Annotated in this window: 22 protein-coding genes; 16 read left to right on the top strand and 6 right to left on the bottom strand. The window is 68.1% G+C overall.

All coding sequences use genetic code 11. The features are described from left to right. The first annotated feature begins 14 nt into the window (after positions 1-14). The 3 genes from ACQP1O_RS39360 to ACQP1O_RS39350 all read left to right on the top strand — a co-directional run bounded on the left by ACQP1O_RS39360 (position 15) and on the right by ACQP1O_RS39350 (position 689). Positions 15-233: an MbtH family protein gene (locus tag ACQP1O_RS39360; RefSeq protein WP_433563369.1), complete on the top strand. Its 219-nt coding sequence runs from the start codon at positions 15-17 to the stop codon at positions 231-233. A gap of 120 nt (positions 234-353) precedes the next feature. After that, positions 354-500 carry a hypothetical protein gene (locus ACQP1O_RS39355; RefSeq protein WP_364614151.1) on the top strand — a complete coding sequence of 49 codons (147 nt, stop codon included), beginning with the start codon at positions 354-356 and terminating at the stop codon, positions 498-500. Positions 501-563: 63 nt separating this feature from the next. Further along, on the top strand, positions 564-689 hold the full coding sequence (locus ACQP1O_RS39350; RefSeq protein ID WP_433563368.1) for a hypothetical protein: 126 nt from the start codon (positions 564-566) through the stop codon (positions 687-689). Between the two features lie 190 nt (positions 690-879). Here ACQP1O_RS39350 and ACQP1O_RS39345 read toward each other — a convergent pair whose 3' ends face one another. After that, the gene (locus ACQP1O_RS39345) at positions 880-1338 is read right to left on the bottom strand and encodes an ester cyclase (RefSeq protein WP_433563367.1); all 459 of its coding nucleotides are present in this window, start codon (positions 1336-1338) and stop codon (positions 880-882) included. Between the two features lie 100 nt (positions 1339-1438). On the opposite strand from ACQP1O_RS39345, the gene ACQP1O_RS39340 reads away from it, so the two are divergent. Together ACQP1O_RS39340 and ACQP1O_RS39335 are read left to right on the top strand one after the other, a co-directional pair. Next, the gene (locus ACQP1O_RS39340; RefSeq protein WP_433563366.1) at positions 1439-2110 is read left to right on the top strand and encodes a TetR/AcrR family transcriptional regulator C-terminal domain-containing protein; all 672 of its coding nucleotides are present in this window, start codon (positions 1439-1441) and stop codon (positions 2108-2110) included. 44 nt (positions 2111-2154) lie between these two features. Beyond that, complete coding sequence (locus tag ACQP1O_RS39335; protein WP_433563365.1) at positions 2155-2907, top strand: SDR family oxidoreductase; 753 nt, start codon at positions 2155-2157, stop codon at positions 2905-2907. A 31-nt stretch (positions 2908-2938) separates the two neighbouring features. Here ACQP1O_RS39335 and ACQP1O_RS39330 read toward each other — a convergent pair whose 3' ends face one another. Continuing rightward, on the bottom strand, positions 2939-3814 hold the full coding sequence (locus ACQP1O_RS39330) for an esterase/lipase family protein (protein WP_433563364.1): 876 nt from the start codon (positions 3812-3814) through the stop codon (positions 2939-2941). A 134-nt stretch (positions 3815-3948) separates the two neighbouring features. On the opposite strand from ACQP1O_RS39330, the gene ACQP1O_RS39325 reads away from it, so the two are divergent. The 3 genes from ACQP1O_RS39325 to ACQP1O_RS39315 all read left to right on the top strand — a co-directional run bounded on the left by ACQP1O_RS39325 (position 3949) and on the right by ACQP1O_RS39315 (position 8097). Continuing rightward, complete coding sequence (locus ACQP1O_RS39325) at positions 3949-5202, top strand: cytochrome P450 (RefSeq protein WP_433563363.1); 1254 nt, start codon at positions 3949-3951, stop codon at positions 5200-5202. 448 nt (positions 5203-5650) lie between these two features. Further along, positions 5651-7420 carry a hypothetical protein gene (locus ACQP1O_RS39320; protein ID WP_433563362.1) on the top strand — a complete coding sequence of 590 codons (1770 nt, stop codon included), beginning with the start codon at positions 5651-5653 and terminating at the stop codon, positions 7418-7420. Between the two features lie 365 nt (positions 7421-7785). After that, positions 7786-8097: a hypothetical protein gene (locus ACQP1O_RS39315; protein WP_433563361.1), complete on the top strand. Its 312-nt coding sequence runs from the start codon at positions 7786-7788 to the stop codon at positions 8095-8097. A gap of 3 nt (positions 8098-8100) precedes the next feature. On the opposite strand, the gene ACQP1O_RS39310 is transcribed toward ACQP1O_RS39315, so the two are convergent. Continuing rightward, positions 8101-9321, bottom strand: coding sequence for a TetR/AcrR family transcriptional regulator (locus ACQP1O_RS39310; protein WP_433567943.1), 1221 nt, complete (start codon positions 9319-9321; stop codon positions 8101-8103). Between the two features lie 95 nt (positions 9322-9416). Between ACQP1O_RS39310 and ACQP1O_RS39305 the strand changes: the two genes are divergently transcribed. Continuing rightward, positions 9417-9860: an SRPBCC family protein gene (locus ACQP1O_RS39305; protein WP_354836440.1), complete on the top strand. Its 444-nt coding sequence runs from the start codon at positions 9417-9419 to the stop codon at positions 9858-9860. A gap of 21 nt (positions 9861-9881) precedes the next feature. Next, entirely contained in the window at positions 9882-10646 is a 765-nt protein-coding gene (locus tag ACQP1O_RS39300; RefSeq protein ID WP_433563360.1) for an enoyl-CoA hydratase, read from the top strand. Positions 10647-10820: 174 nt separating this feature from the next. On the opposite strand, the gene ACQP1O_RS39295 is transcribed toward ACQP1O_RS39300, so the two are convergent. After that, the gene (locus tag ACQP1O_RS39295; RefSeq protein WP_433563359.1) at positions 10821-11411 is read right to left on the bottom strand and encodes an SACE_7040 family transcriptional regulator; all 591 of its coding nucleotides are present in this window, start codon (positions 11409-11411) and stop codon (positions 10821-10823) included. 112 nt (positions 11412-11523) lie between these two features. Here ACQP1O_RS39295 and ACQP1O_RS39290 point away from each other — a divergent pair, with 112 nt between their 5' ends. The 6 genes from ACQP1O_RS39290 to ACQP1O_RS39265 are packed head-to-tail and all read left to right on the top strand — an operon-like array spanning position 11524 to position 19609. Next, positions 11524-13086, top strand: a complete 1563-nt coding sequence (locus ACQP1O_RS39290) for a carboxyl transferase domain-containing protein (RefSeq protein ID WP_433563358.1) — start codon at positions 11524-11526, stop codon at positions 13084-13086. Positions 13087-13094: 8 nt separating this feature from the next. Beyond that, on the top strand, positions 13095-15146 hold the full coding sequence (locus tag ACQP1O_RS39285; protein WP_433563357.1) for an acetyl/propionyl/methylcrotonyl-CoA carboxylase subunit alpha: 2052 nt from the start codon (positions 13095-13097) through the stop codon (positions 15144-15146). Further along, positions 15143-16303, top strand: a complete 1161-nt coding sequence (locus ACQP1O_RS39280) for an acyl-CoA dehydrogenase family protein (protein ID WP_379389332.1) — start codon at positions 15143-15145, stop codon at positions 16301-16303. The genes ACQP1O_RS39285 and ACQP1O_RS39280 overlap by 4 nt, the downstream gene beginning before the upstream one ends. Beyond that, on the top strand, positions 16300-16833 hold the full coding sequence (locus ACQP1O_RS39275; protein WP_433563356.1) for a MaoC family dehydratase: 534 nt from the start codon (positions 16300-16302) through the stop codon (positions 16831-16833). Before ACQP1O_RS39280 ends, ACQP1O_RS39275 begins: the two co-directional genes overlap by 4 nt. Continuing rightward, positions 16830-17663: an HpcH/HpaI aldolase/citrate lyase family protein gene (locus tag ACQP1O_RS39270; RefSeq protein WP_433563355.1), complete on the top strand. Its 834-nt coding sequence runs from the start codon at positions 16830-16832 to the stop codon at positions 17661-17663. The genes ACQP1O_RS39275 and ACQP1O_RS39270 overlap by 4 nt, the downstream gene beginning before the upstream one ends. A gap of 11 nt (positions 17664-17674) precedes the next feature. Then, positions 17675-19609: an acetoacetate--CoA ligase gene (locus ACQP1O_RS39265; RefSeq protein ID WP_433563354.1), complete on the top strand. Its 1935-nt coding sequence runs from the start codon at positions 17675-17677 to the stop codon at positions 19607-19609. Between the two features lie 6 nt (positions 19610-19615). Here ACQP1O_RS39265 and ACQP1O_RS39260 read toward each other — a convergent pair whose 3' ends face one another. Beyond that, on the bottom strand, positions 19616-20041 hold the full coding sequence (locus tag ACQP1O_RS39260; protein ID WP_433563353.1) for a DUF4254 domain-containing protein: 426 nt from the start codon (positions 20039-20041) through the stop codon (positions 19616-19618). Between the two features lie 135 nt (positions 20042-20176). Then, positions 20177-20938 carry an SDR family NAD(P)-dependent oxidoreductase gene (locus ACQP1O_RS39255; protein ID WP_433563352.1) on the bottom strand — a complete coding sequence of 254 codons (762 nt, stop codon included), beginning with the start codon at positions 20936-20938 and terminating at the stop codon, positions 20177-20179. Positions 20939-20976: the final 38 nt, after the last annotated feature.

The raw sequence follows: 20976 nt of genomic DNA, 5'->3' as shown, positions 1-20976 counted from the left end.
AAAGGTAAACCGCAATGAGCAATCCCTTCGACGATGAAGACGCGCAGTTCTACGTGCTGGTCAACGAGGAAGAACAGCACTCGCTGTGGCCGGTGTTCGCCGCCATCCCCGGCGGCTGGTCGGTCGCGCACGGCCCTTCCCGTCGGCAGGCGTGCCTGGACTACGTCGAGGCGCACTGGACGGACATGCGGCCCAAATCGCTCATCGAGGCGATGGCGGTCGATCCCGAATAACCCGCGGAAACAACAGCTCCGCACCTGAACCCGAGGCCGCTCATGGCCTCGTGCGGCGGTCCCGAGAAGAAACCATCAATCGAGGGGGTCTGTCCGCGTCGTGAAAGAAAGGGAAACACCATGACCACCACTCCTCCCCCAACCGGCGGCGGCACCACTGTGGACATCGGCGCTCTGATGACCCAGGTGCTGCAGTTCCTCGGCGCTGGTTCCACCGCGAGCTACAACCCCAAGGGACCGAAGGGCAAGCGCCGCAACGCGAAGTAATTCGCATTGCCGCTTCGCGAAGAGATTCGCACTGAAGAAAACAATCTCGAAAGGATTCACCCCATGCCTATCTACACAGGCAGCGGCTTCACCGACCTCCTGCTCGCCTTCGCTCACCTCGTGACTTCTGGATCGTCGACGTCGATCACCCAGCCTGGCGGGGGCACCACCACGCCGCCGGTCGTCTAGGAGGCGCGATGTTCAGCGGCAGTGCAATCAACGACCTCTTCGCGATGATGGCGAAGGCGTTGGGCACCGGCTCCTCGTACACCTTCCCGCCGCAGACCACGACTACTGCGTAGCGGTCGGCCAGGTGTGAAGGCCGCCAGGACATTCCGGTCCTGGCGGCCCCGGGCCCGCGACGTCCGGCCGTCGGTGCTCAGTCGACGGCCGGCCAGTCCCAGCCCAGCTGAAGAAACATGCCCAGCCGGTCGCTGACCGCGCGGATCTCGCTGATGCGCGAGTCGGTCAGGGTGAAGATCCAGATCTGCTCGACGTCGCAGGTACGTCCGGTCGGCTCCGGCATCCGGGCGTGCGCGCCGGTGTGGCGGCCGATCACCCGCAGCCGCGCCACGATCCGATCGTCCTCACCGATCAACTCCTGCACCAGGATTCCGCTCTCCTGCTCGTCGATCGCACTGAAGGCCGCGAGCTGCTGACGGAAGCCCTCGATGGCGGCGCCCGGTGCGTCCTCCTCCCCGAAGATCACCTTGTTGTGGTCGATCACCTGCGGGGACAGGTAACGGACCCACTCGGTCCCACCCTCGAGGCCGTGGTTGAGCGCGTCTATGAACGCGGTGATGACGGTCTTGTTGTCGGCGACGGTAGTGGTGGTCATGTGTTTCCCCTTTCCGATGACTCTTACGTCGTAAGAGTTCGTTGCTGTGGACTATGATTCACTTACGACGTAAGAGTTGTCAACACCGGAAGGAAACCCGATGGCCGCCAAGCGCACCCGAGCCGAACGAGCAGGCATTTCCCGCGATCAGGTGCTCGACGCGGCGCTCGCCTTCGCCGATCGGGACGGCCTGGCCGCGCTGTCCATGCGCAAGCTCGGCGCCGAACTCGGCGTGGAAGCCATGACCCTGTACCACTACGTCCCGAACAAGGACGCCCTGCTCGACGGCATGGTCGAGCGCGTCATGTCCGAGGCCGACGCCGGATTCACCGACGGCCCTTGGCAATCGGTCCTCGTCGACTACGCCCGCGCCCTACGGACCGCGCTGCTCGCGCATCCCGGCGCGCTGCCGCTGGTCGCGACCCGGCCCGCGGTGACCCCGAAGACCCTGCACACCGCCGAACGCGGCCTGAAACTGTTGGTGGAGGCCGGTTTCGACCTCGGCCCCGCCCTCGACGCCCTGAACGCGCTCACCCTGTTCGTGGTGGCCCATGCCAATTCCGAAGCCCGTACCGCCCCCGTCAACGAAACGGGCGATCCCGGATCGGTCGATTACCTGAAAACCCTCGATCCGGAGGAATTCCCGCTGATCCTGCAGGCGGCCCGCACCGGCGCGGGCACCGACGACCACACCCGTTTCGAGTTCGCCGTAGCGGCCCTGGTCCACGGCTTCGCTGCCGCCGCAGGACTGCCAGCGAACTGCCAGGGGTGAACGCGACACTCGGAATCGAGTACGCACAAAGTAAGGAGCTCGCGATGGCCTCTGTGGCACAGGATCTCGCAGGGAAGGTCGCGCTGATCATCGGCGGGAGCCGCAATCAGGGGGCCGCGTTCGCGTCGAATGTGGCTGCGCGCGGGGCGATCACGATCATCACCTACCTTGGTGACGGGGGCGCGGCGAAGGCGACGCTGGCCGCGCTCGAGGAGTTGGGCGCGACTGCGGAGGTCATTCGCTCCGACGCGACCGTCTCCGCAGAGGTGGACGCGCTCTTCGCCGATGTCGTTGCCCGCCACGGCAAGCTGGACATCGTGGTCCACACCCCAGGTGCGGTCATCAAGAAGCCGCTGGCCGAATTCACCGACGACGACTTCGACCACCTGATCGACCGCAACACCCGCAGCGCCTTCAACACCCTGCGCGCCGCGACCCGGCACCTGGCCGACGACGGCCGCTATGTGGTCCTCTCCACCACCCTCACCGCTGTCATGACCGGCCCCTACGGCCTGTACTCCGGCTCCAAGGCCGCTGTCGAGCGCATGGTGGTGGCCGCTGCGAAGGAGCTCGGCGATCGCGGCATCACCGTCAACGCCGTGGCCCCCGGCCCCGTCGACGACGACTTCTACCGCGGCGCCGAAACCCTTGAATCCATTGCCGCAGCGGCCCTGCACAGCCCCCGCAAGCGCCTCGGCCATCCTGCCGACATCGCCCCCGTGGTCGGCTGGCTGCTCTCCGCCGAGGCCGGCTGGGTCTCCGGCCAGACCGTCCGCGCCAACGGCGCCATGTTCTGACCGGCCCGCCCGGGCAGCGCCGGGCGGAGGGTCAGCGTTGCAGCTGTTGCAGGACCCAGCCCGCGGTCTCGGAGCTGGATCGGATCAGCGAGTGGTCCACCGGCTCCGCGCCCGGGAAGAGATCCTCGTACACCGCGTTCACCACACCCGGCTCGTCGAGGGTCGAGCAGGCGGGGGCGGGGGTGGCGAGTTGATCGTTGCGCGTCGCGATCACCGAGTAGGTGACGCCCGGCTGGGTGACCGCGGTGTCGAACAGCGCGCGGTACACGGGTGAGTCCGGCATCATCTGCATGGCGGTGGCCATATCGGGCGAACTCGCGGCCAGCAGCGACTGCAGCCACGGCACCGAGGTCAGCAGCTGCACCGGGGTGATCGGTGGATTCTTCAGGCCGAGGACGCCCGCCCCATCGCACCCGCGCGCCTCCGGTGTGATGAAGACCGCGTGGCTCACCGTCGGCGCTCCGCCGAGCAGCTTCAGGTAGTAGTTCGACACGATGGTCCCCGCCGAGTGCGCCACGATCTCGACCCGGTCGGACCCGGTGGCCTGGCGAACCTTCGCGATGAAGTCCGCGATTTGCCGCGCCTCGCCGGGCATGTCGCCGTTCCACCGCTTGTCGTTCACGATCCCGCCCTGGAACACCAGGGTGCAGTACCCGGCCCCGCGCAGCGCCCCGACCATGGTGTCCCATTGCGCGGCGGTCTGTTCCGGACTGCCGTCCCCGCCCGGCAGCACCACCACCGGATCCGGGTGTGCGGCCGTCGGCGCGCAATCGATGGCCGGCTCGATGGTGTCCCCGGCCGAGAGCGTCCGGCTTCCGGACCCGGTATCCGGCGCAGCCTGCGCCGTTCCCATCGACAGCACCGCCGCCCCCGCGACGACAGCGGCGATCTTCGCGATAATTCTCATGGACACAACGCCTTCCGGCCCGATTTGTTTACCCGCCCGAAACCTCGTTAACCGGCAGTTTCGGACCTGCGGGCCCTTGGGGGCCGACCGTGCCTTGGGTACTATTCTGCCGCAACCGATTCCAAGGAGACTACGTGTATCCGCAGCACACGCAACAGGGTGCTACCGCCAGCTCGAAGTCGCCGGTCGAGGACATGGGTCCGCGAATCCCGATCTACAGCCCGGAATTCGCCGCCGATCCCCACGGGTACTACCGTCGGATGCGCAGCGACTATGGCGCGCTGGTTCCGGTCGAGATCTGGCCGGGAGTACCCGCGACCCTGGTCGTCAAATACGCGACCGCGGTGCGTATTCTCAACGACTCCACTCATTTTCCGTCTGATCCGAGTGCCTGGCAGCGGTCCGTGCCCGCCGATATCCCGATCATGCCGATGGTCGAGTACCGGCCCAACGCGATTCGCACCAGCGGCCCGGTGCACACTCGCTACCGCAAGGCGCTGACCGACGCACTGGCCGGGATCGACCTGAACTCGGTGCGATCCATGGTGGAGCGCACCGCGATTCCCGTGGTCAACACGTTCTGTGCGGACGGACGGGCCGACGTGCTGAGCCAGTACGCCCTCCCACTGGTCTTCTCGGTCTTCTGCCAGTCACTCGGCTGTCCACCGGACATCGGTGAGCGCGTCGCGGCCGCCAGTGCCGCGATGTTCGACGGCGTGGATACGGAGACCGTGAACGCGAGCATGGGCGAGGCATTGCTCGACCTCACGCTGCTGAAGCGGGCTCAGCCCGGCGACGACGTCACCACCAGACTGGTCCAGCATCCCGCCGGGCTGTCCGACGAGGAGATGGTGCATCAGCTGGTCCTGCTGTTCGCGGCAGGTGTCGAACCGCCCCTGAATCTCATCGCCAACACCCTGTTGCTGATGATGACCGACAACCGCTTCACCAGTGCCGTACAAGGGATTCCGCTGCCGACGAGCACCGCCATCGGCGAGCGGCTCGCCACCGACCCGCCCATGGCGAACTACTGCATCACCTACCCGCGGCAGCCCACCCTGATCGAGAACGTGTGGCTGCCGGCCGATCAGCCCGTCATCATCAGCATGGCCGCCTGCAACACCGATCCGGAGTTGAACCCGGGCGAATCCCTCGGCAACGCATGGAACCTGGCGTTCAGCTCCGGCGATCACGCCTGCCCCGTGCACGCCCAGTCGTACGGGCGTCTGCTCGCGCAGGAGGTCATCGATCAGCTCCTGGACTTCCTCCCCGAAATCCAATTGGCGGTCGCCGCAGACGATCTCGTGTGGCGGCCCGGCCCGTTCCACCGGGCGCTGACCGAGTTGCCCGTGGTGTTCCCGCCGACCAGGCCGTTTCCCGCTGCGTAGGTGTAGCTTCCGGCGCCTCGGACCCCTGTGGCCGCCGGTGGTCTGTGATTGTTCACCGTGAGCCGCGACACGATTTGTGTAACAATACAATTCATGACACAGTCGGTCGAAGGTAGTTCTGCGGCAACGGTGTTGCCGCAGTTCGACGCGGCCGCGACGTCGGCTCATCAGCGTGTATGCGCTGCTGCCCAACCGGTACGAACACACCTACCACCCCGGCGACAGGACCAGATCGGGAGACCGTCCCCGCGGGAACCTCACGTGAAGGTGTGTGGTGCGACGAGCTTTTGACAGGTGATCGCCCGGCTCCTTTCTTCCGGTCCCCGCGGTGTCCGCATGAGCGTGCGTCAACGGTGGCCCCCGGTGCATCGAAGTTCGGCAGCGATCGTCTCGCATGCCCGGCGGTGGACGAATCGCCGCTGGGATCGTGAATGAGTAGGAGGCCGTTATGGATACGCACGGGCGCAAGGAAGGGACATCGCTGGCCGAGCTGCTTCGGCACGGTGACCTGGCATTCGACCAGCATCTGCAGAAGGTGCTCAGCAACCCGGACTACTTCGTCACGGAGCAGCAGAGCCAGGCGGAGCGCCGGCAGAACGCCTACGACCAGTTGCGATACCTGGTCCAGGAGATCGGTAGCACCAGCGATGTCGCTACCAGCCTCCCGCAGCTGTTCGCGGTCTTCGACTGGGCGGCAGTGCTGGCGACGGACCTGATTCCGCTGATCTCGGGCCACTACAACCTGGCCTCGGGCAGCCTCGCCACCCTGACCGATTCCGATTCGGCCGCACCGTATCTGGAGGATCTGGACGACGCCTCCGCCATCGGCGTCATGCTGCTGACCGAGTACGGGTGCGGCTCCAACATCCAGTTCATGCAGACCCGCGCGACCTGGGACGGCGACGGGTTCGTGATCAACACCCCGAACCCGCGGGCGCGCAAGTTCATGCCCAGCGTCGGTATCCCGGTGTCCCGGGTCTGCGTCGTCGGCGCCCGCTACATCGACTCGGCGGGCGTCGATCAGGGCGTGCATCTGTTCACGGCGCGCCTGCGCGGCGCCGACGGCGAACCGGCGCCCGGCGTGACGATCACCCAGCTCGACCACCAGCCGCTGGTCATCATGGACAACTCGGTGATCGGCTTCGACAATCTCCGGGTCGAGCGCAGCGCCTGGCTGAGCAACGACCTGGCCACCATCGACGACGACGGCGTGCTGACCTGGCGCGACGAGACCAGCCAGAAGCGGGCATTCGCCTCGGCGATCAGCCAGCTCACCGTGGGACGCTTGGCGCTCTCGTCCTGCCTGAACGCCTCCGCCCGCGCCGCGCTCTACATCGCGCTGCGCTACGCCTCCAAGCGGGTGGTGCCGTTGACACCGTTCGACAGTCCGCTCATGGCCGATATCCCGCACGTGCGCGACACCCTGCTGACCGATCTGGCCGGCACCGTCGCCCGCACGACCTACGGGAACGCGATCAAGACATCGCTCGCGGGCAGCGATCTCACCAGTCGTGACACCGTCGTCTCGGTGATGCTGGCCAAGCACTACATCCAGCCGCACGCCTTGCAGACCGTGACCAACAGCCGCCTCAAGATGGCCGCCCAGGGCATGTTCAGCGCCAACCGGGTCGCCGACTATCTCGGTGTCTGTCACGCGGCCATCACCGGCGAGGGCGACTGCCACGTGCTCGGCTCCGTGGCCGGTCGCGTCCTGGCCAAGCACCTGGCCGGGAAGCCGGTCCCCGAGGTCCGCGTGCACGACGGCGCAGATTCCGGCGACCGCATGAGCCTGTTCAGCGCACGCACCCTGACGATCGTGGAGGAGGCGCAGCACTATCTGACGACACCGGGGCTCGAAGCCCGGCTGGCGATCATTCCGGAGGCGCTCGAGCTGGCCGAGGCATACAGCGCCGAAGAGGCACTGCAGCTGCTCCACCAGTATTCCGATCATCCCGAGATCATCGCCGTGCGTGACGTTTTCGCACTGAGCTACCTCGATCAGCACGCCACGTGGTACCTCACCCGCGGCCTGCTCGACATCGACGCGGTGAAGACGATCAAGCAGCAGCTCCGCCTCGCCATCGACAACCTGGCCGACAACCTACCGACGCTGCTGGACGCGTTCGGCCTCGACGATGAAATTCTCGGCGCACCGGTCCTTTCCGACGATCTACCGGCCGCGTGGGTCTCCCGCATCAACGATCGACGACGTTCCTGATCCTGCCCCGGCAGAACCGGATGGGGCGCCCGTGAGGTGTCCTGTCCGGTAGGACCCGGCGGCGTGGTGGGGCTCGGTCCGCGAGGTCTCGCCCACCGCGTGGTCTTCTATGCTGAGTTGGATCGGGCCGAGTACGTGAATCGGTTCGACCATAGGACGGCAATTATTCCGCCGCGCCGCGGCCGCAAACGGCGGAAACCGGTGAGTGAATTCGACTCGCGCGTGCAGCTTCAACCATCGGCGAATGTTTGGCAAATATATTTGCTCAGAAGAGAAGCCCTAATCACCACGAAAGAGTCTCGGAAGCGTGGCGGCGAATGCTTTTCGGCATGACCGCTACACCGGGATTGCCAATGGTGACCGTAATGAGCAGGAGCGAGGACTACGAGGCCGTGCCGGCCGCGATCATGCGCGCCGGAGGCCGGCCGCCCGGAGTCACGCAATCGCTGACGGGTAGCTATGAGAGGAAGACCATGAGTCGGAGTGACACGGTCGAACCGAACACCATCGGCCTCTACTGGGACCGCGACGGCGACATCTGGCAGCGGGAGGACGCCGGCTGGCGGCTCATCCTGCAGAGCGGCGTCGCCGTCGATCCGATCTCGCTGTGGGACTGGGACAAAGGGCACGTGTGCGATTACGCGCCGTTCACCCCGCTGAAGACCCTGACCGGTTAGCCCTCAGGACTCCGGCGTGCCGGCTCCGAAGAGGGTGACCTCCATGAGCCGGACCACCCTGGGCTGCGGGCAGATCGCCGGATACCCGCCGAATTCCCGGCCCAGGTCCACCACCAGACCGAAGGCGGCCTGCACCAGGATGCGCGCCTCGCCCTCGGACAGTTCCGGGCGCACCGCCACCAGCAGTCGCACCCACTCGGTCACGATGAGCCGCTGCACATTGCGCAGCATGGTGCGCTCCTCCGCCGCGACGTGCCCGAATTCGGCGTAGTACACGAAGGTCAGCTCGCGCTCGGCGAACGACCCCGCGACATAAAGGTCCACCAGCTTGCTCATCGCCTCGGCCGGACTCGACGAGGACGCCACGGCCGGCCCGATCGCCCCCGACACCCGATCCGCCGCCCGGCGGAACGCGGCGGCCAGCAGATCGCCCTTGCTGCGGTAGTAGCGGTACACCGCCGAGGCCGCCGACAGATCCGCCGCCGCCGCGATGTCCTCCACGCTGACGTTCGGATAGCCGCGCGCGTGGAACAGCTCGACGGCCTTCTTGAGCAGCAGCTCGTGCTTGAAGCTCTGCGGAATCTCCACCGCCCGCGGCGGCTCGGCGACGGTGCCCTCGGGCGGCAGCTCGGTCGCGATAATGGCGTCGCAGGCCGAATGTAGCAGGGCCGTCAGCGATTTCGCGGGCAGCGTGGCGTGATGGTCGCCAATGCTGGAGATGACGCTGAGTATCGACACCGCCCGTACCGCGCGACTGTGCCCGTCCAGTTCGGGCCGCACATCCGCGATGAGCGCGCGCAGCGTGGTGAGCGCCGCGGTGAACTGCTCCTCGAGGGTCTGCCGGTCGGTGTCGTCGAGGTAGCGGCGCTCCCAGCGCACCAGGGTGACCGTGGCGCGATTGGCGATGGTCTCGGCGATCAACCGGTCCAGCACCCGGTCCAGCCGTTCGCGCGGGGACAGGCCCTCGGACTCGTCGGGCGGGGTGGCGGCCTCCGCGGTCAGCCGCGCCAGCCGCAGCAACTCCTCGCGGAAGAGGGCGTATTTGCTCGGATAGTGGCGATAAAGAGCGGCCGAGGAAATGCCGAGTCGCGTGGCGATGTCCTCCATGCTGACGCCGTGATAGCCGAGCGAGCCGAAGGCGGCGGCCGAGGTGGCGGCGATCTGGGCGCGCCGGTTCTTCGGGCGGCGGCGGATCACGCGCTGCGGCTGCTCCTCGACGGTCATATTCGCAATGGTAGTCACCAGGCATTTCCGTCGACGCCGCGCCGCCGATCTCGTAGGCTGCCCACAGGATCCGCGTCCATCAGAACGGAGCCGGCATGCGCACGGTCGATGTCGAACGCACCATCGCGGCAGCGCCGCCCGACGTCTTCGACTGGCTCACCGATGTCGCCAATTACCAACGGGTCCCGATGGTCCGCCGCGTCACCCTGGTGCGTCCCGGCGATACCGCGGGCAACGGCGCCGGCGCGGTGCGCCTGGTGGTGACCCCGCTGCTGCGTCTCACCGAGGAGATCGTGGAATACGATCCGCCCCGCCTCATGCGTTACCGACTGCTGAATTCCGTTCCGCCCCTGCGGCATCAGGAGGGATCCATCACCTGCGCGCCGGTCGCGTCCGGCACCCGGGTGCGCTGGTCGTCCACCTTCGAGATCGCCGCGCCCGTGCTCGCGCCGCTGTGGACGCGGATCTTCCTGCCGGTGGTGCGCGGCGGCTTCGTCATGGTGCTGCGAACCGCGGAGCGCGAGTTGGGCGGGCGGTGACGCGGGTTACCATCTGGGGCCATGGCGGAGATCAAGGTGGAGCGCCTGAACTCAGTGGCGCTCGTAACGGTGCACGACCCCGACAAGCGGAATGCGTTGACGCTGGACCTGTCCGCCGATCTCGCGGACGCGGTGGCGGACGCGGAGGCCGACGACTCGGTACACGCGCTGGTGGTCACCGGCACGCCCCCGGCCTTCTGTGCGGGCGCGAACCTGACCGCCCTGGGTGAGGCGAAAGAGGAGGGCCTGCGGGCCATCTACGAGGGCTTCCTGGCGGTGGCGCGCTGCAAGCTGCCCACCGTGGCGGCGGTCGGCGGCGCGGCGGTCGGCGCGGGCCTGAACCTGGCCCTGGCCGCGGACATGCGGTTCGCGAATCCCAAGGCGCGCTTCGACGCTCGCTTCCTGCGCCTGGGCATCCACCCGGGCGGCGGCATGACCTGGATGCTGCAGCGCGCGGTCGGTCCGCAGCAGGCCACGGCCATGACGCTGTTCGGCGAGGTGCTCGACGCGCAGGCCGCCGCGCAGGCCGGTCTGGTGCACCGTGTCGTCGACGGCGATCATGCCGCCCTGGTGGCCGCCGCCGTCGAATTCGCTTCCGCCACGGCGGAAGTCCCGCGCGAGCTGCTCATCACCACCAAGCGCACCATGCGCGCCACCCGCGCCCTGGCCGCACACGCCGAGGCGGTGAATACCGAGGTGGTGCCGCAGCTGGCCTCCTTGGAATCCCCGGAATTCGCCGCGCGCCTGGCCGCGGCCCAGACCCGGATCACCGGTTCGAAGCACTGAGAAACCCGGTGGCGCGGGCAGATTCGCATCCGCCCGCGCCGCTGTCCCTGACCGCGCTCAGGGAGATTCGGCCCGCCGCCGCGTGTGCCCCGCGCCGCGGCGTGGTCGCCTGCGCCACATCACTACCGCGCCAGCGGAATTCAGCTCAGCGCAAATTTCGACCCGGTGCCGGCCTCACTCCAGGGCAGCGAGCGCCATGCGCCGCAGCACCGGCCGTGCACGGGTCGCGCTGGCCGGCGCGCTGTGCGGCGTGGAGTTGATCAGGCCGAAGGTCGCGTGCGCCTGTACGCGCGCCGCCTGCTCGGGTAGCTCGGGCCGCAGTTCACGCAGCACCGCCACCCAGACCTCCACGTACTGCCGCTGGGTGCGCCGCACCTGGCGGCGCGCGGACTCCGGCAGGTTCTCCAGGTCGCGATCCTGGATCCGGATGAGTTCGGGCTCGCCGAGGGCGAAGTCGAGGTGGAAATCCACCAGCCCGCTCAGCGCCTCGTGTGGCGACACCGCCTGCTCGGCCACGGTCCGGCCGCCGTCGAGCAAGCGCTGACTGATGCCGACCAGCAGCTCGACCAGCAGCGCCTCCTTGTTGGGGAAGTGCCGATACACCGCGGGCCCGCTGATCCCGGCCGCCGCACCCAGGTCGTCGAGCCGCATGCCCAGGAATCCGCGATCGGCGATGAGCCGCGCCCCCGCCTCCAGCAGCTGCTGCCTACGCTGGGCTTTGAGCTGCTCACGACGGGTGAGCGTGACGGTTTCCGCAGTGTTCACCGTGGCTCCCTCTCGCCGGTGCTGGACAACTCAGTTAGTGAAGATTATCTTATTTTCCAGTTATTGGTGACTAACCGAGCGGCCGGATCGGCCGAACGGGGAGGCGGAGCGAATGACGCTGACCGAAGGCACGCGGACCGGGAACCGGGCCGCGCATCTGGCGCTGGTCGACGAGCTGCGAGAGCGGCTGGCCGTCAGCGCGCTGGGCGGACCGGAACGGGCCCGGGAACGGCACCTGGCGCGCGGCAAGCTGCTGCCGCGCCAGCGGGTGGACCAGCTGCTGGACACCGGCAGCCCGTTCCTGGAGCTGTCGCCGCTGGCGGCCAACGGCATGTACGACGACGAGTCACCCGGCGCGGGTGTCATCGGCGGCATCGGCCGCGTCTCCGGGCGTGAGTGCGTGATCATCGCCAATGACGCGACGGTCAAGGGCGGCACCTACTATCCGATGACGGTCAAGAAGCACCTGCGCGCTCAGGAGGTGGCGCTGCAGAACAACCTGCCGTGCATCTATCTGGTCGACTCCGGCGGTGCCTACCTGCCCCGCCAGGACGAGGTGTTCCCCGATCGCGAGCACTTCGGCCGCATCTTCTACAACCAGGCGAACATGAGCGCCAAGGGCATCGCGCAGATCTCCGCGGTGCTCGGCTCCTGCACCGCCGGTGGCGCGTACGTGCCCGCCATGAGTGACGAGACCGTCATCGTGCGCAATCAGGGCACCATCTTCCTGGGCGGCCCGCCGCTGGTGAAGGCGGCCACCGGTGAGGTGGTCACTGCCGAAGAGCTGGGCGGGGGCGACCTGCACTCGCGCACCTCGGGTGTCACCGACCATCTGGCCGAGAGCGATCAGGACGCGCTGCGCATCGTGCGCAATATCGTGGCCACCCTCGGCCCGAAGACCCCGACCCCGTGGGATGTCGCGCCGACCGTGGATCCCATTGCGCCGCAGGATGAGCTGTACGACGTGGTCCCGGTGGACCTGCGCACCCCGTACGACGTCCGCGAGGTCATCACCCGCATGGTCGACGGCGGCGAATTCCAGGAGTTCAAGGCCGAATACGGCAAGACGCTGGTCACCGGCTTCGCCCGCATCCACGGCCACCCGGTCGGCATCGTCGCCAACAATGGCGTGCTGTTCAGCGAATCCGCGATGAAGGGCGCGCATTTCATCGAACTGTGCGACAAGCGCAAGATCCCGCTGCTGTTCCTGCAGAACATCACCGGCTTCATGGTCGGGCGCGACTACGAGGCGGGCGGCATCGCCAAGCACGGCGCCAAGATGGTGACCGCGGTGGCGTGTGCCCGCGTGCCCAAGCTGACCGTGGTGATCGGCGGCTCCTACGGCGCGGGCAACTACTCCATGTGCGGGCGCGCGTATTCGCCGCGCTTCCTGTGGATGTGGCCCAATGCGCGCATCTCGGTCATGGGCGGCGAGCAGGCGGCCTCCGTGCTGGCCACCGTGCGCGGTGACCAGTCCGAGGCGGACCTCGAGGCGTTCAAGGCCCCGATCCGGGAGCAGTACGAACACCAGGGCAACCCGTATTACTCCACGGCCCGCCTCTGGGACGATGGCGTCATCGACCCCGCCGACACCAGAACCGTTGTCGGCCTGGCCCTCTCGGTCTGCGCGCAGGCCCCGCTCGAGCCCGTCTCCTACGGCGTCTTCCGGATGTGATGACCTTGATGAACACCGTGTCCACTTCTGTCTCCGACAAAGCGTCCTCTTTTATCTCCGACAAGGCGCAACCCGTCGCCTTCGACACCGTGCTGGTCGCCAATCGCGGCGAGATCGCTGTGCGGGTCATTCGCACCCTGCGCGCCATGGGAATTCGATCGGTCGCGGTCTACAGCGACGCCGACGCCGATGCCCGCCACGTGCGCGAGGCCGATACCGCGGTCCGCCTCGGCCCCGCCCCCGCGCGCGAGTCCTACCTGAGCATCGACAAGGTGGTCGCGGCCGCCGTGCGCTCCGGCGCGCAGGCGGTGCACCCGGGGTACGGCTTCCTGTCCGAGAACTCGGTCTTCGCGGCCGCACTCGAGGCAGCCGGCATCGCCTTCCTGGGCCCGTCCGCCCGCGCCATCGAGGTGATGGGCGACAAGATCACCGCCAAGAACGCGGTGGCCGAATACGGCGTTCCGGTGGTGCCCGGCATCGCCAAGCCCGGCCTCACCGACGCCGAATTGATCGACGCCGCAACGGAGATCGGCTACCCGGTGCTGGTGAAGCCGTCCGCCGGTGGCGGCGGCAAGGGCATGCGCCGGGTCGACGATCCGGCCGACCTGCCCGCGGCCCTGGTCAGCGCCCGCCGCGAGGCCGGCGCGGCCTTCGGCGACGACACCCTGTTCCTGGAGCGCTTCGTCACCCGGCCCCGGCACATCGAGGTGCAGATCCTGGCCGACCAGTTCGGCCACGTGCTGCACCTGGGCGAGCGCGAGTGCAGCCTGCAGCGCCGCCACCAGAAGGTGATCGAGGAAGCGCCCTCGCCGCTGCTGGATCCGCAGACCCGGGCCCGGATCGGCGCGGCCGCCTGCAATACCGCGCGCAGTGTCGACTATGTCGGCGCGGGCACGGTCGAGTTCATCGTGTCCGCCGACCAGCCGGACGAGTTCTTCTTCATGGAGATGAATACCCGCCTGCAGGTCGAACACCCGGTCACCGAGCTGGTCACCGGCGTCGACCTGGTGGAATGTCAGGTGCGCATCGCGGCCGGGCAGAAGCTCGCGGCCGCGCAGGACGACATCCGCCTCACCGGCCACGCCATCGAGGCGCGCGTCTACGCCGAGGACCCGGGCCGCGACTTCCTGCCCACCGGCGGGACCGTGCTCGCGCTGTCGGAGCCGGAAGGCCCCGGCGTGCGGGTGGATTCGGGCCTGCGCGCGGGCACCGTGGTCGGCAGCGACTACGACCCGATGCTGTCCAAGGTCATCGCCCACGCCGCCGACCGCACCGCCGCCATCGCCAAACTCGATGCGGCCCTGCGGGACACGCAGATCCTCGGCGTGCGCACCAATACCGATTTCGCGCGCTTCCTGCTCGCCGACCCGGATGTCCGTGCGGGACGGCTGGATACCGGTCTGCTGGACCGCCGCGCCGTGGACTTCACGCCGGAACCGGTCAGCGACGAGCAGTTCATCGCGGCCGCGGCCGAACTCTGGTTGCGCCGCTGGCCGGACGCCCCGGTCGATCCGTGGCAACAGCCCACCGGCTGGCGGGTCGGCGCGCACGCACCCGTCGGCATCCGCCTCATCGGCGGCGACCGCACGGCACACGTCTACCTGTCCGGGACCCCGGAGCAGGCGACGGCCTGGGTCGAAGGCGACGAAAAGCACGTCCTCACAGTGGAATCCGACGGTGACTCGCTGATGCTGGCCCTCGACGGCCTGCGCACCCGCTTCCGGGTCGCCACCGGGTCCGGTCAGATCTGGGTCGCCGACCGCACCGGCACCGCGCTGCTGCGCGAGGTCGCCGAGGCCGATGTCCGCGGCGGCGACGCCCATGTCGGCGACGCCGAAATCCAGAGCCCCATGCCGGGTTCGGTCATCGCCACGCCTGCCGCCGACGGCGCGATCGTCGCCGCCGGCACGCCCATCGTGGTCGTGGAGGCCATGAAGATGGAACACACCCTCACCGCACCCATTGCCGGCCGCGTCGAACTGCTGGTCGAGCCCGGCACGCAGGTGAAACTCGAACAGCCGCTGGCTCGCATCATCGCCGAGGAGAACACCCAGTCATGACCGATTTCCTGTCCACCGGAACCCTGCCGGACGAGTACCGCGAACTCGCCCTCACCGTCCGCGATTTCGCCAATCAGGTGGTGGCCCCGGTCGCCGCCAAGCACGATGCCGAGCACAGCTTCCCGTACGAGGTGGTCTCGGGCATGGCCGACATGGGCCTGTTCGGCCTGCCGTTCCCCGAGGAGTTCGGCGGCATGGGCGGCGACTACTTCGCGCTGTGCCTGGCCCTCGAGGAACTCGGTAAGGTCGACCAGAGCGTGGCCATCACCCTGGAGGCCGGTGTCTCCCTGGGCGCCATGCCGATCTACCGCTTCGGCAACGACAAGCAGAGGGCGGAGTGGCTGCCGCTGCTGGCCAGCGGGCGCGCGCTGGGCGCATTCGGCCTCACCGAGCCCGGCGCGGGCAGTGACGCGGGCGGCACCCGCACCACGGCGCGGCTGGACGGCGACAGCTGGATCATCAACGGCTCCAAGCAGTTCATCACCAACTCGGGCACCGACATCACCCGGCTGGTGACGGTCACCGCGGTCACCGGGGGAGTGGACGGCAAGAAGGAGATCTCGACGATCATCGTGCCGACCGACACTCCCGGCTTCACCGCCGAACCCGCCTACAACAAGGTCGGCTGGAACGCCTCCGACACCCACCCGCTCAGCTTCGACGACGTCCGGGTGCCCGCCGAGAACCTCCTCGGCGAACGCGGCCGCGGCTACGCCAACTTCCTGCGCATCCTCGACGAGGGCCGGATCGCCATCGCGGCGCTGTCGGTCGGCGCGGCGCAGGGCTGCGTGGACGAGAGCGTGCGCTACGCCAAGGAGCGCGAGGCCTTCGGCCGCGCCATCGGCAGCAACCAGGCCATCGCCTTCAAGATCGCCCGCATGGAGGCGCGCGCCCACATGGCCCGCACCGCCTACTACGACGCGGCCGCGCTCATGCTGTCCGGCAAGCCCTTCAAGAAGCAGGCCGCCATCGCCAAGCTGGTCGCCAGCGAGGCCGCCATGGACAATGCCCGCGACGCCACGCAGATCTTCGGCGGCTACGGCTTCATGAACGAATATGCTGTGGCCCGGCACTATCGCGACAGCAAGATCCTGGAAATCGGTGAGGGCACCACGGAGGTGCAGTTGATGCTGATCGGTCGGGAGCTCGGCCTGTGAGCGAGCGAAGCGAGCGAGAAACGGGCACCGTCGAGGTGAAGCGGGTCGTCCAGCGCGGCTTGTGGTTCGACGAGTTCGAGATCGGCGTGGTGTACGAGCACCGGCCCGGCCGCACCATCACCGAGGCCGACAATGTGCTCTTCACGACGCTGACCATGAACACCCAGGCTCTGCACCTGGACGCGGCGTTCTCCGATGCCCTGCCGCCGTTCCATCAGCGGCTGGTGAACTCCATGTTCACGCTGTCCACGCTGGTGGGCCTGTCGGTGGCGCAGCTGACCCAGGGCACCATCGTGGCCAACCTCGGCTTCTCCGAGATCGCCTTCCCCAAGCCGCTCTTCCACGGCGACACCCTGTACGCCGAGACCGTGGTGACCGACCTGCGGGAATCCAAGAGCCGCCCGGGCGAGGGCATCGTGACCTTCGCGCACACCGGGCGCAATCAGCACGGCGACATCGTGGCCACCGCCACCCGGAAAACTCTGGTGAGACGGAGCCCGACATCCGGCCCGCTGGAGGAACCGGCATGAGTTGGGAAATGCCCGGCCCCGCTTGGCTTTTCTGTCCTGCGGACCGGCCCGAGCGCTACGGCAAGGCTCTCGCCGCGGCCGACGTGGTCATCCTCGACCTCGAGGACGGCGTCGCCGAGGCCGACAAGGCGGCAGCCCGTGAGGCGCTCATCGCCACCCCGCTGGACCCGGAACGCACCATCGTCCGCGTCAATGCCGCGGGCACCTTCGAGCACATGCTCGACCTGGACGCCCTGGTGCGCACCGAGTACCGCCGCATCATGCTGCCCAAATGCGAATCGGCCGAACAGATCACGCGGCTGACCGACTACGAGGTGATCGCGCTCATCGAATCCCCGCTGGGCGCGCTCGCGGTCGGGCGGGCGGTCATGGTGCGCAATGCCATCGGCGTCATGTGGGGCGCGGAGGATCTGGTCGCCGCGCTCGGCGGCAACTCCAGCCGGCATGCCGACGGCGGCTACCGGGATGTGGCGCGGCACGTGCGCTCCCAATCCCTGCTGGCCGCCAAGGCGTACGGCAAGTTCGCGCTGGACTCGGTGTACCTGAACATTCCGGATCTGAGCGGGCTGGCGGCCGAATCGGAGGACGCTGTCGCCATCGGCTTCGACGCCAAGGTGGCCATCCACCCCAGCCAGGTGCCGGTCATCCGGACCGCCTACGCGCCGACGCCCGGCGAAGTCGACTGGGCGCGCAGACTATTGGCGGAAGCGCCGAACCATCGGGGTGTCTTCACCTTCGAGGGGCGCATGGTGGACATGCCGGTCATCCGGCATGCCGAGCGAATCGTGCAGCGGGCCGCCACGGCCGGCAGCGCGGGATTCGCATCGTAGGAGGTATTGCGGTGGAACCACAGTGGGTGCCGAGCGATCAGGACATCGCCGAGGCACAGGTGACGAGCTTCGCGCTGTTCGTCGAGAAGCGCACCGGGCTGTCCCTGCCGGACTATCGAGCCCTGTGGCAGTGGTCGGTGGACGACCTGCCCGGCTTCTGGGGCGCGATCTGGGACTATTTCGATCTCGGCGAGCGGTCCGACGAAGTGCTCGGGACCACGGAAATGCCCGGCGTACAGTGGTTCCCAGGTACCACGCTGAACTACGTCGAGCAGGTGATGCGGCAGGTCCGCGACGACCGGCCCGCCATCCTGTCCGTCGACGAGACCGGTGAGATCACCGAGATCTCCTGGGCCGCACTGATCGCCACCGCAGCCGCCTTCGCCCACACCCTGCGCGCGCTGGGCGTCGGACCGGGCGACCGGGTCGCCGGGTACCTGCCGAACATCCCCGAGGCCGTCATCGCCTTCCTGGCCACCGCCAGCATCGGGGCCGTCTGGAGCGCCTGCGGCCAGGACTACTCCGCCCAGGCCGCGCTCGACCGGCTCGGGCAGCTGGAACCGAAGGTGCTGGTCACCGCCGATGGCTACCGGTTCGGCGGCAAGGCGCACGACAAGACCGCCGATATCGCCGCCCTGCGTGCCGGACTGCCCTCACTGGCGGCGACCGTGCTGGTGCCCCGCCTCGGCCTCGCCGTGCCCGACACCCTGGCCTGGGAGAGCGTCGATCCCGGTGACGAGTTCGTCGTGCTCCCGATCGAGGAGGTGGACTTCGCGCACCCGCTGTGGGTGCTGTACTCCTCCGGCACCACCGGCAAGCCCAAGGGCATCGTGCACGGGCACGGCGGCGTGCTGCTCGAGCACCTCAAAGCCGTTGCCGTGCAATCGGATATCGGTCCGGACGACACGTTCTTCTGGTACACCAGCCCGAGCTGGATGATGTGGAACTTCCAGGTCGCCGGTCTGCTGGTGGGCGCGACCATCGTCTGCTACGACGGCAGCCCCGCCGCGCCGACGCCGGATGCGCTGTGGCAGTTGGCCTCCCGTACCGGCGCGACGGTCCTCGGCACCAGCCCCGGCTATGTCCTGGCCTGCGCCAAGGCCGGATCCGTGCCGCGCACCGACCACGACCTGTCCGCCCTCCGGCTGGTCGGCATCACCGGCTCCTCGCTGCCCCCGTCGTCCTCGCTGTGGTTGCGCGACAATGTCGGCGAGCGGGTGCCGGTGGCCTCGATCAGCGGTGGCACCGATGTGGTGTCCGCCTTCATCGGCGGCGTCCGCACCGTGCCCGTCTGGCCCGGTGAGCTGTCCGCCCCGTATCTCGGTGTGGCCCTGGACGCCTGGGACGAACAGGGCAATCCGGTGCGCGACGAAGTCGGCGAGCTGGTCATCACCAAGCCGATGCCGTCCATGCCGGTGTCGTTCTGGAACGATCCCGACGGCTCCCGCTATCGCGACGCCTATTTCGAGATGTTCCCCGGAGTATGGCGGCACGGCGACTGGATCACCATTACCGAACGCGGCAGCATCGTGGTGCACGGCCGCTCCGATTCCACCCTGAATCGGCAGGGCATCCGGATGGGCAGCGCCGATATCTATCAGGCGGTGGAGCGCATTCCGGAAATCGCCGAGGCACTGGTCATCGGCGCCGAACAACCGGACGGCGGCTACTGGATGCCGTTGTTCGTGGTGCTGACCCCCGGGACCGAATTGACCGACGAGCTGCGATCCCGCATCAATGCGACCATTCGCGCCGAAGTGTCCCCGCGACACGTGCCGGACGAAATCATCGCGGCTCCCGGTATTCCGCACACGCGCACCGGCAAGAAACTGGAAGTCCCGATCAAGAAACTGTTCCAGGGCGCCGAGGTGTCCACGGTGGTGGCCCCCACTGCCGTCGACGTCCCCGAACTCCTGGACTGGTACGCCGCGCGCAAGCCGAACTGAGGCGAGTCAGTGTGCACCGGGCAGGCGACGACGCCCGGTGCACACTTCCGACGCCAAATCCTCGTAGCCGACCGCCAATTCGGCCAGGTGCTCCCAGGCAATCGTGAGTTCCCGTCCGGATTCGCGCGCCAGCGCCGCGTAGGCGGTGGCGGTGAACCGGGCCAGGCGATCGATGACCGCGCCCAGGGTTTCGGTGTGCACCCGGGCCGCGCCGTGCGACGGCGGCAACTGCGCGGTCACCCAGCAGTCGATCTGATGCACCAGGTCCGTCCGGATGGTGTCGAGTTCGATCAGCTGGGCCGGTTCGGCACTGAGCAGGCGCTCGTGCAGCGCGGTCAGGTCGTGCGCCGCGCGTAGTAGTGGATGACCGGGCTGACCAGAACCTCGACAAGCCTCAAGGACCTGGTTCTTGGATGGCAGTGTATCCCTCATCGCGACTCCTATAACGCGCCTGCGAATTCCCAGCACGTTAGTCAGCGCAGATGACAGGGACGTGTCTGCCGGTTCAACACCCCACTTCAATTCCGCTATTGGAACCTCGCCGTACCCGTTGGGCAAACGGTGAGATCAAGCCGTAGCGCCGCCGTCGATCACAAGATCGTGCCCGATGACGAATGCGGATTCCGGGGAGGCCAGCCAGACCACGGCGGCCGCGATCTCCGCGGGATCCCCGACCCGGCCCAGCGGAATTGCCGGTGCCACGCGCGCATCGCGATCCGCGCGAGTTTCGCCCGGTCGGAAGGACATTCTCGTATCGGTCGCACCGGGGCTGACCGCATTGATGCGAATGCCGTCACCGATATGGTCACGCGCGGCGGTCTGGGTCAGCACGCTGACCGCCGCTTTGGATGCCGCGTAGGCCGCCAGACCCGGACGACGGCCGTGCGTGCCGATATTCGAGGCCATATTCACGATGACGCCGCCGCCATTGCCGCGCATATGGGCGATCTCGTGCTTCATGGACAGGAAGACGCCGGTCAGGTTGACATCCAGCACCCGGTGCCAGTCGGCATCCTCCAGATCGCCGACCGGGGCGGGCGTGCCCAGGATTCCGGCATTGTTGAAGGCCACATGCAGGCCGCCGTGCCGGCGCACGACCTCCTCGACCATGGCAGCCACCTGGTAGCCGTCGGTGACGTCGGCGACCACCCGGTCCACCGCGCCGCCCGCCGGCCGAATTCGTCCGGCCGCGTCGGCCAGCTGCTGCGCATCACGGCCCGCCAGCACCACCGTGGCGCCGAGATCGGCGAAGGCCTGGGCGGTCGCGCCCGCGATCGTGCCCGCGCCACCGGTGATCAGCACAGTTTTGTCATCGAATCGGGTGCTCATAACGGTGCGCAGCTCCTTTGAAGAATGATCGTTCTCGA

This window comes from Nocardia sp. CA-151230 (assembly GCF_050942175.1).
Taxonomy (GTDB): Bacteria; Actinomycetota; Actinomycetes; order Mycobacteriales; family Mycobacteriaceae; genus Nocardia.
Note: the sequence above shows the minus strand (reverse complement) of the source record. Positions and strands in the feature narration are given on the sequence as shown.

Bases quoted from the DNA above. Each gene is read 5' to 3' on its own strand.
- ACQP1O_RS39360 (WP_433563369.1), top strand. From the start codon at position 15: ATGAGCAATCCCTTCGACGATGAAGACGCGCAGTTCTACGTGCTGGTC.
- ACQP1O_RS39355 (WP_364614151.1), top strand. From the start codon at position 354: ATGACCACCACTCCTCCCCCAACCGGCGGCGGCACCACTGTGGACATC.
- ACQP1O_RS39350 (WP_433563368.1), top strand. From the start codon at position 564: ATGCCTATCTACACAGGCAGCGGCTTCACCGACCTCCTGCTCGCCTTC.
- ACQP1O_RS39345 (WP_433563367.1), bottom strand. From the start codon at position 1,338: ATGACCACCACTACCGTCGCCGACAACAAGACCGTCATCACCGCGTTC.
- ACQP1O_RS39340 (WP_433563366.1), top strand. From the start codon at position 1,439: ATGGCCGCCAAGCGCACCCGAGCCGAACGAGCAGGCATTTCCCGCGAT.
- ACQP1O_RS39335 (WP_433563365.1), top strand. From the start codon at position 2,155: ATGGCCTCTGTGGCACAGGATCTCGCAGGGAAGGTCGCGCTGATCATC.
- ACQP1O_RS39330 (WP_433563364.1), bottom strand. From the start codon at position 3,814: ATGAGAATTATCGCGAAGATCGCCGCTGTCGTCGCGGGGGCGGCGGTG.
- ACQP1O_RS39320 (WP_433563362.1), top strand. From the start codon at position 5,651: ATGGATACGCACGGGCGCAAGGAAGGGACATCGCTGGCCGAGCTGCTT.
- ACQP1O_RS39315 (WP_433563361.1), top strand. From the start codon at position 7,786: ATGAGCAGGAGCGAGGACTACGAGGCCGTGCCGGCCGCGATCATGCGC.
- ACQP1O_RS39310 (WP_433567943.1), bottom strand. From the start codon at position 9,321: ATGACCGTCGAGGAGCAGCCGCAGCGCGTGATCCGCCGCCGCCCGAAG.
- ACQP1O_RS39305 (WP_354836440.1), top strand. From the start codon at position 9,417: ATGCGCACGGTCGATGTCGAACGCACCATCGCGGCAGCGCCGCCCGAC.
- ACQP1O_RS39300 (WP_433563360.1), top strand. From the start codon at position 9,882: ATGGCGGAGATCAAGGTGGAGCGCCTGAACTCAGTGGCGCTCGTAACG.
- ACQP1O_RS39290 (WP_433563358.1), top strand. From the start codon at position 11,524: ATGACGCTGACCGAAGGCACGCGGACCGGGAACCGGGCCGCGCATCTG.
- ACQP1O_RS39285 (WP_433563357.1), top strand. From the start codon at position 13,095: ATGAACACCGTGTCCACTTCTGTCTCCGACAAAGCGTCCTCTTTTATC.
- ACQP1O_RS39280 (WP_379389332.1), top strand. From the start codon at position 15,143: ATGACCGATTTCCTGTCCACCGGAACCCTGCCGGACGAGTACCGCGAA.
- ACQP1O_RS39270 (WP_433563355.1), top strand. From the start codon at position 16,830: ATGAGTTGGGAAATGCCCGGCCCCGCTTGGCTTTTCTGTCCTGCGGAC.
- ACQP1O_RS39260 (WP_433563353.1), bottom strand. From the start codon at position 20,041: ATGAGGGATACACTGCCATCCAAGAACCAGGTCCTTGAGGCTTGTCGA.
- ACQP1O_RS39255 (WP_433563352.1), bottom strand. From the start codon at position 20,938: ATGAGCACCCGATTCGATGACAAAACTGTGCTGATCACCGGTGGCGCG.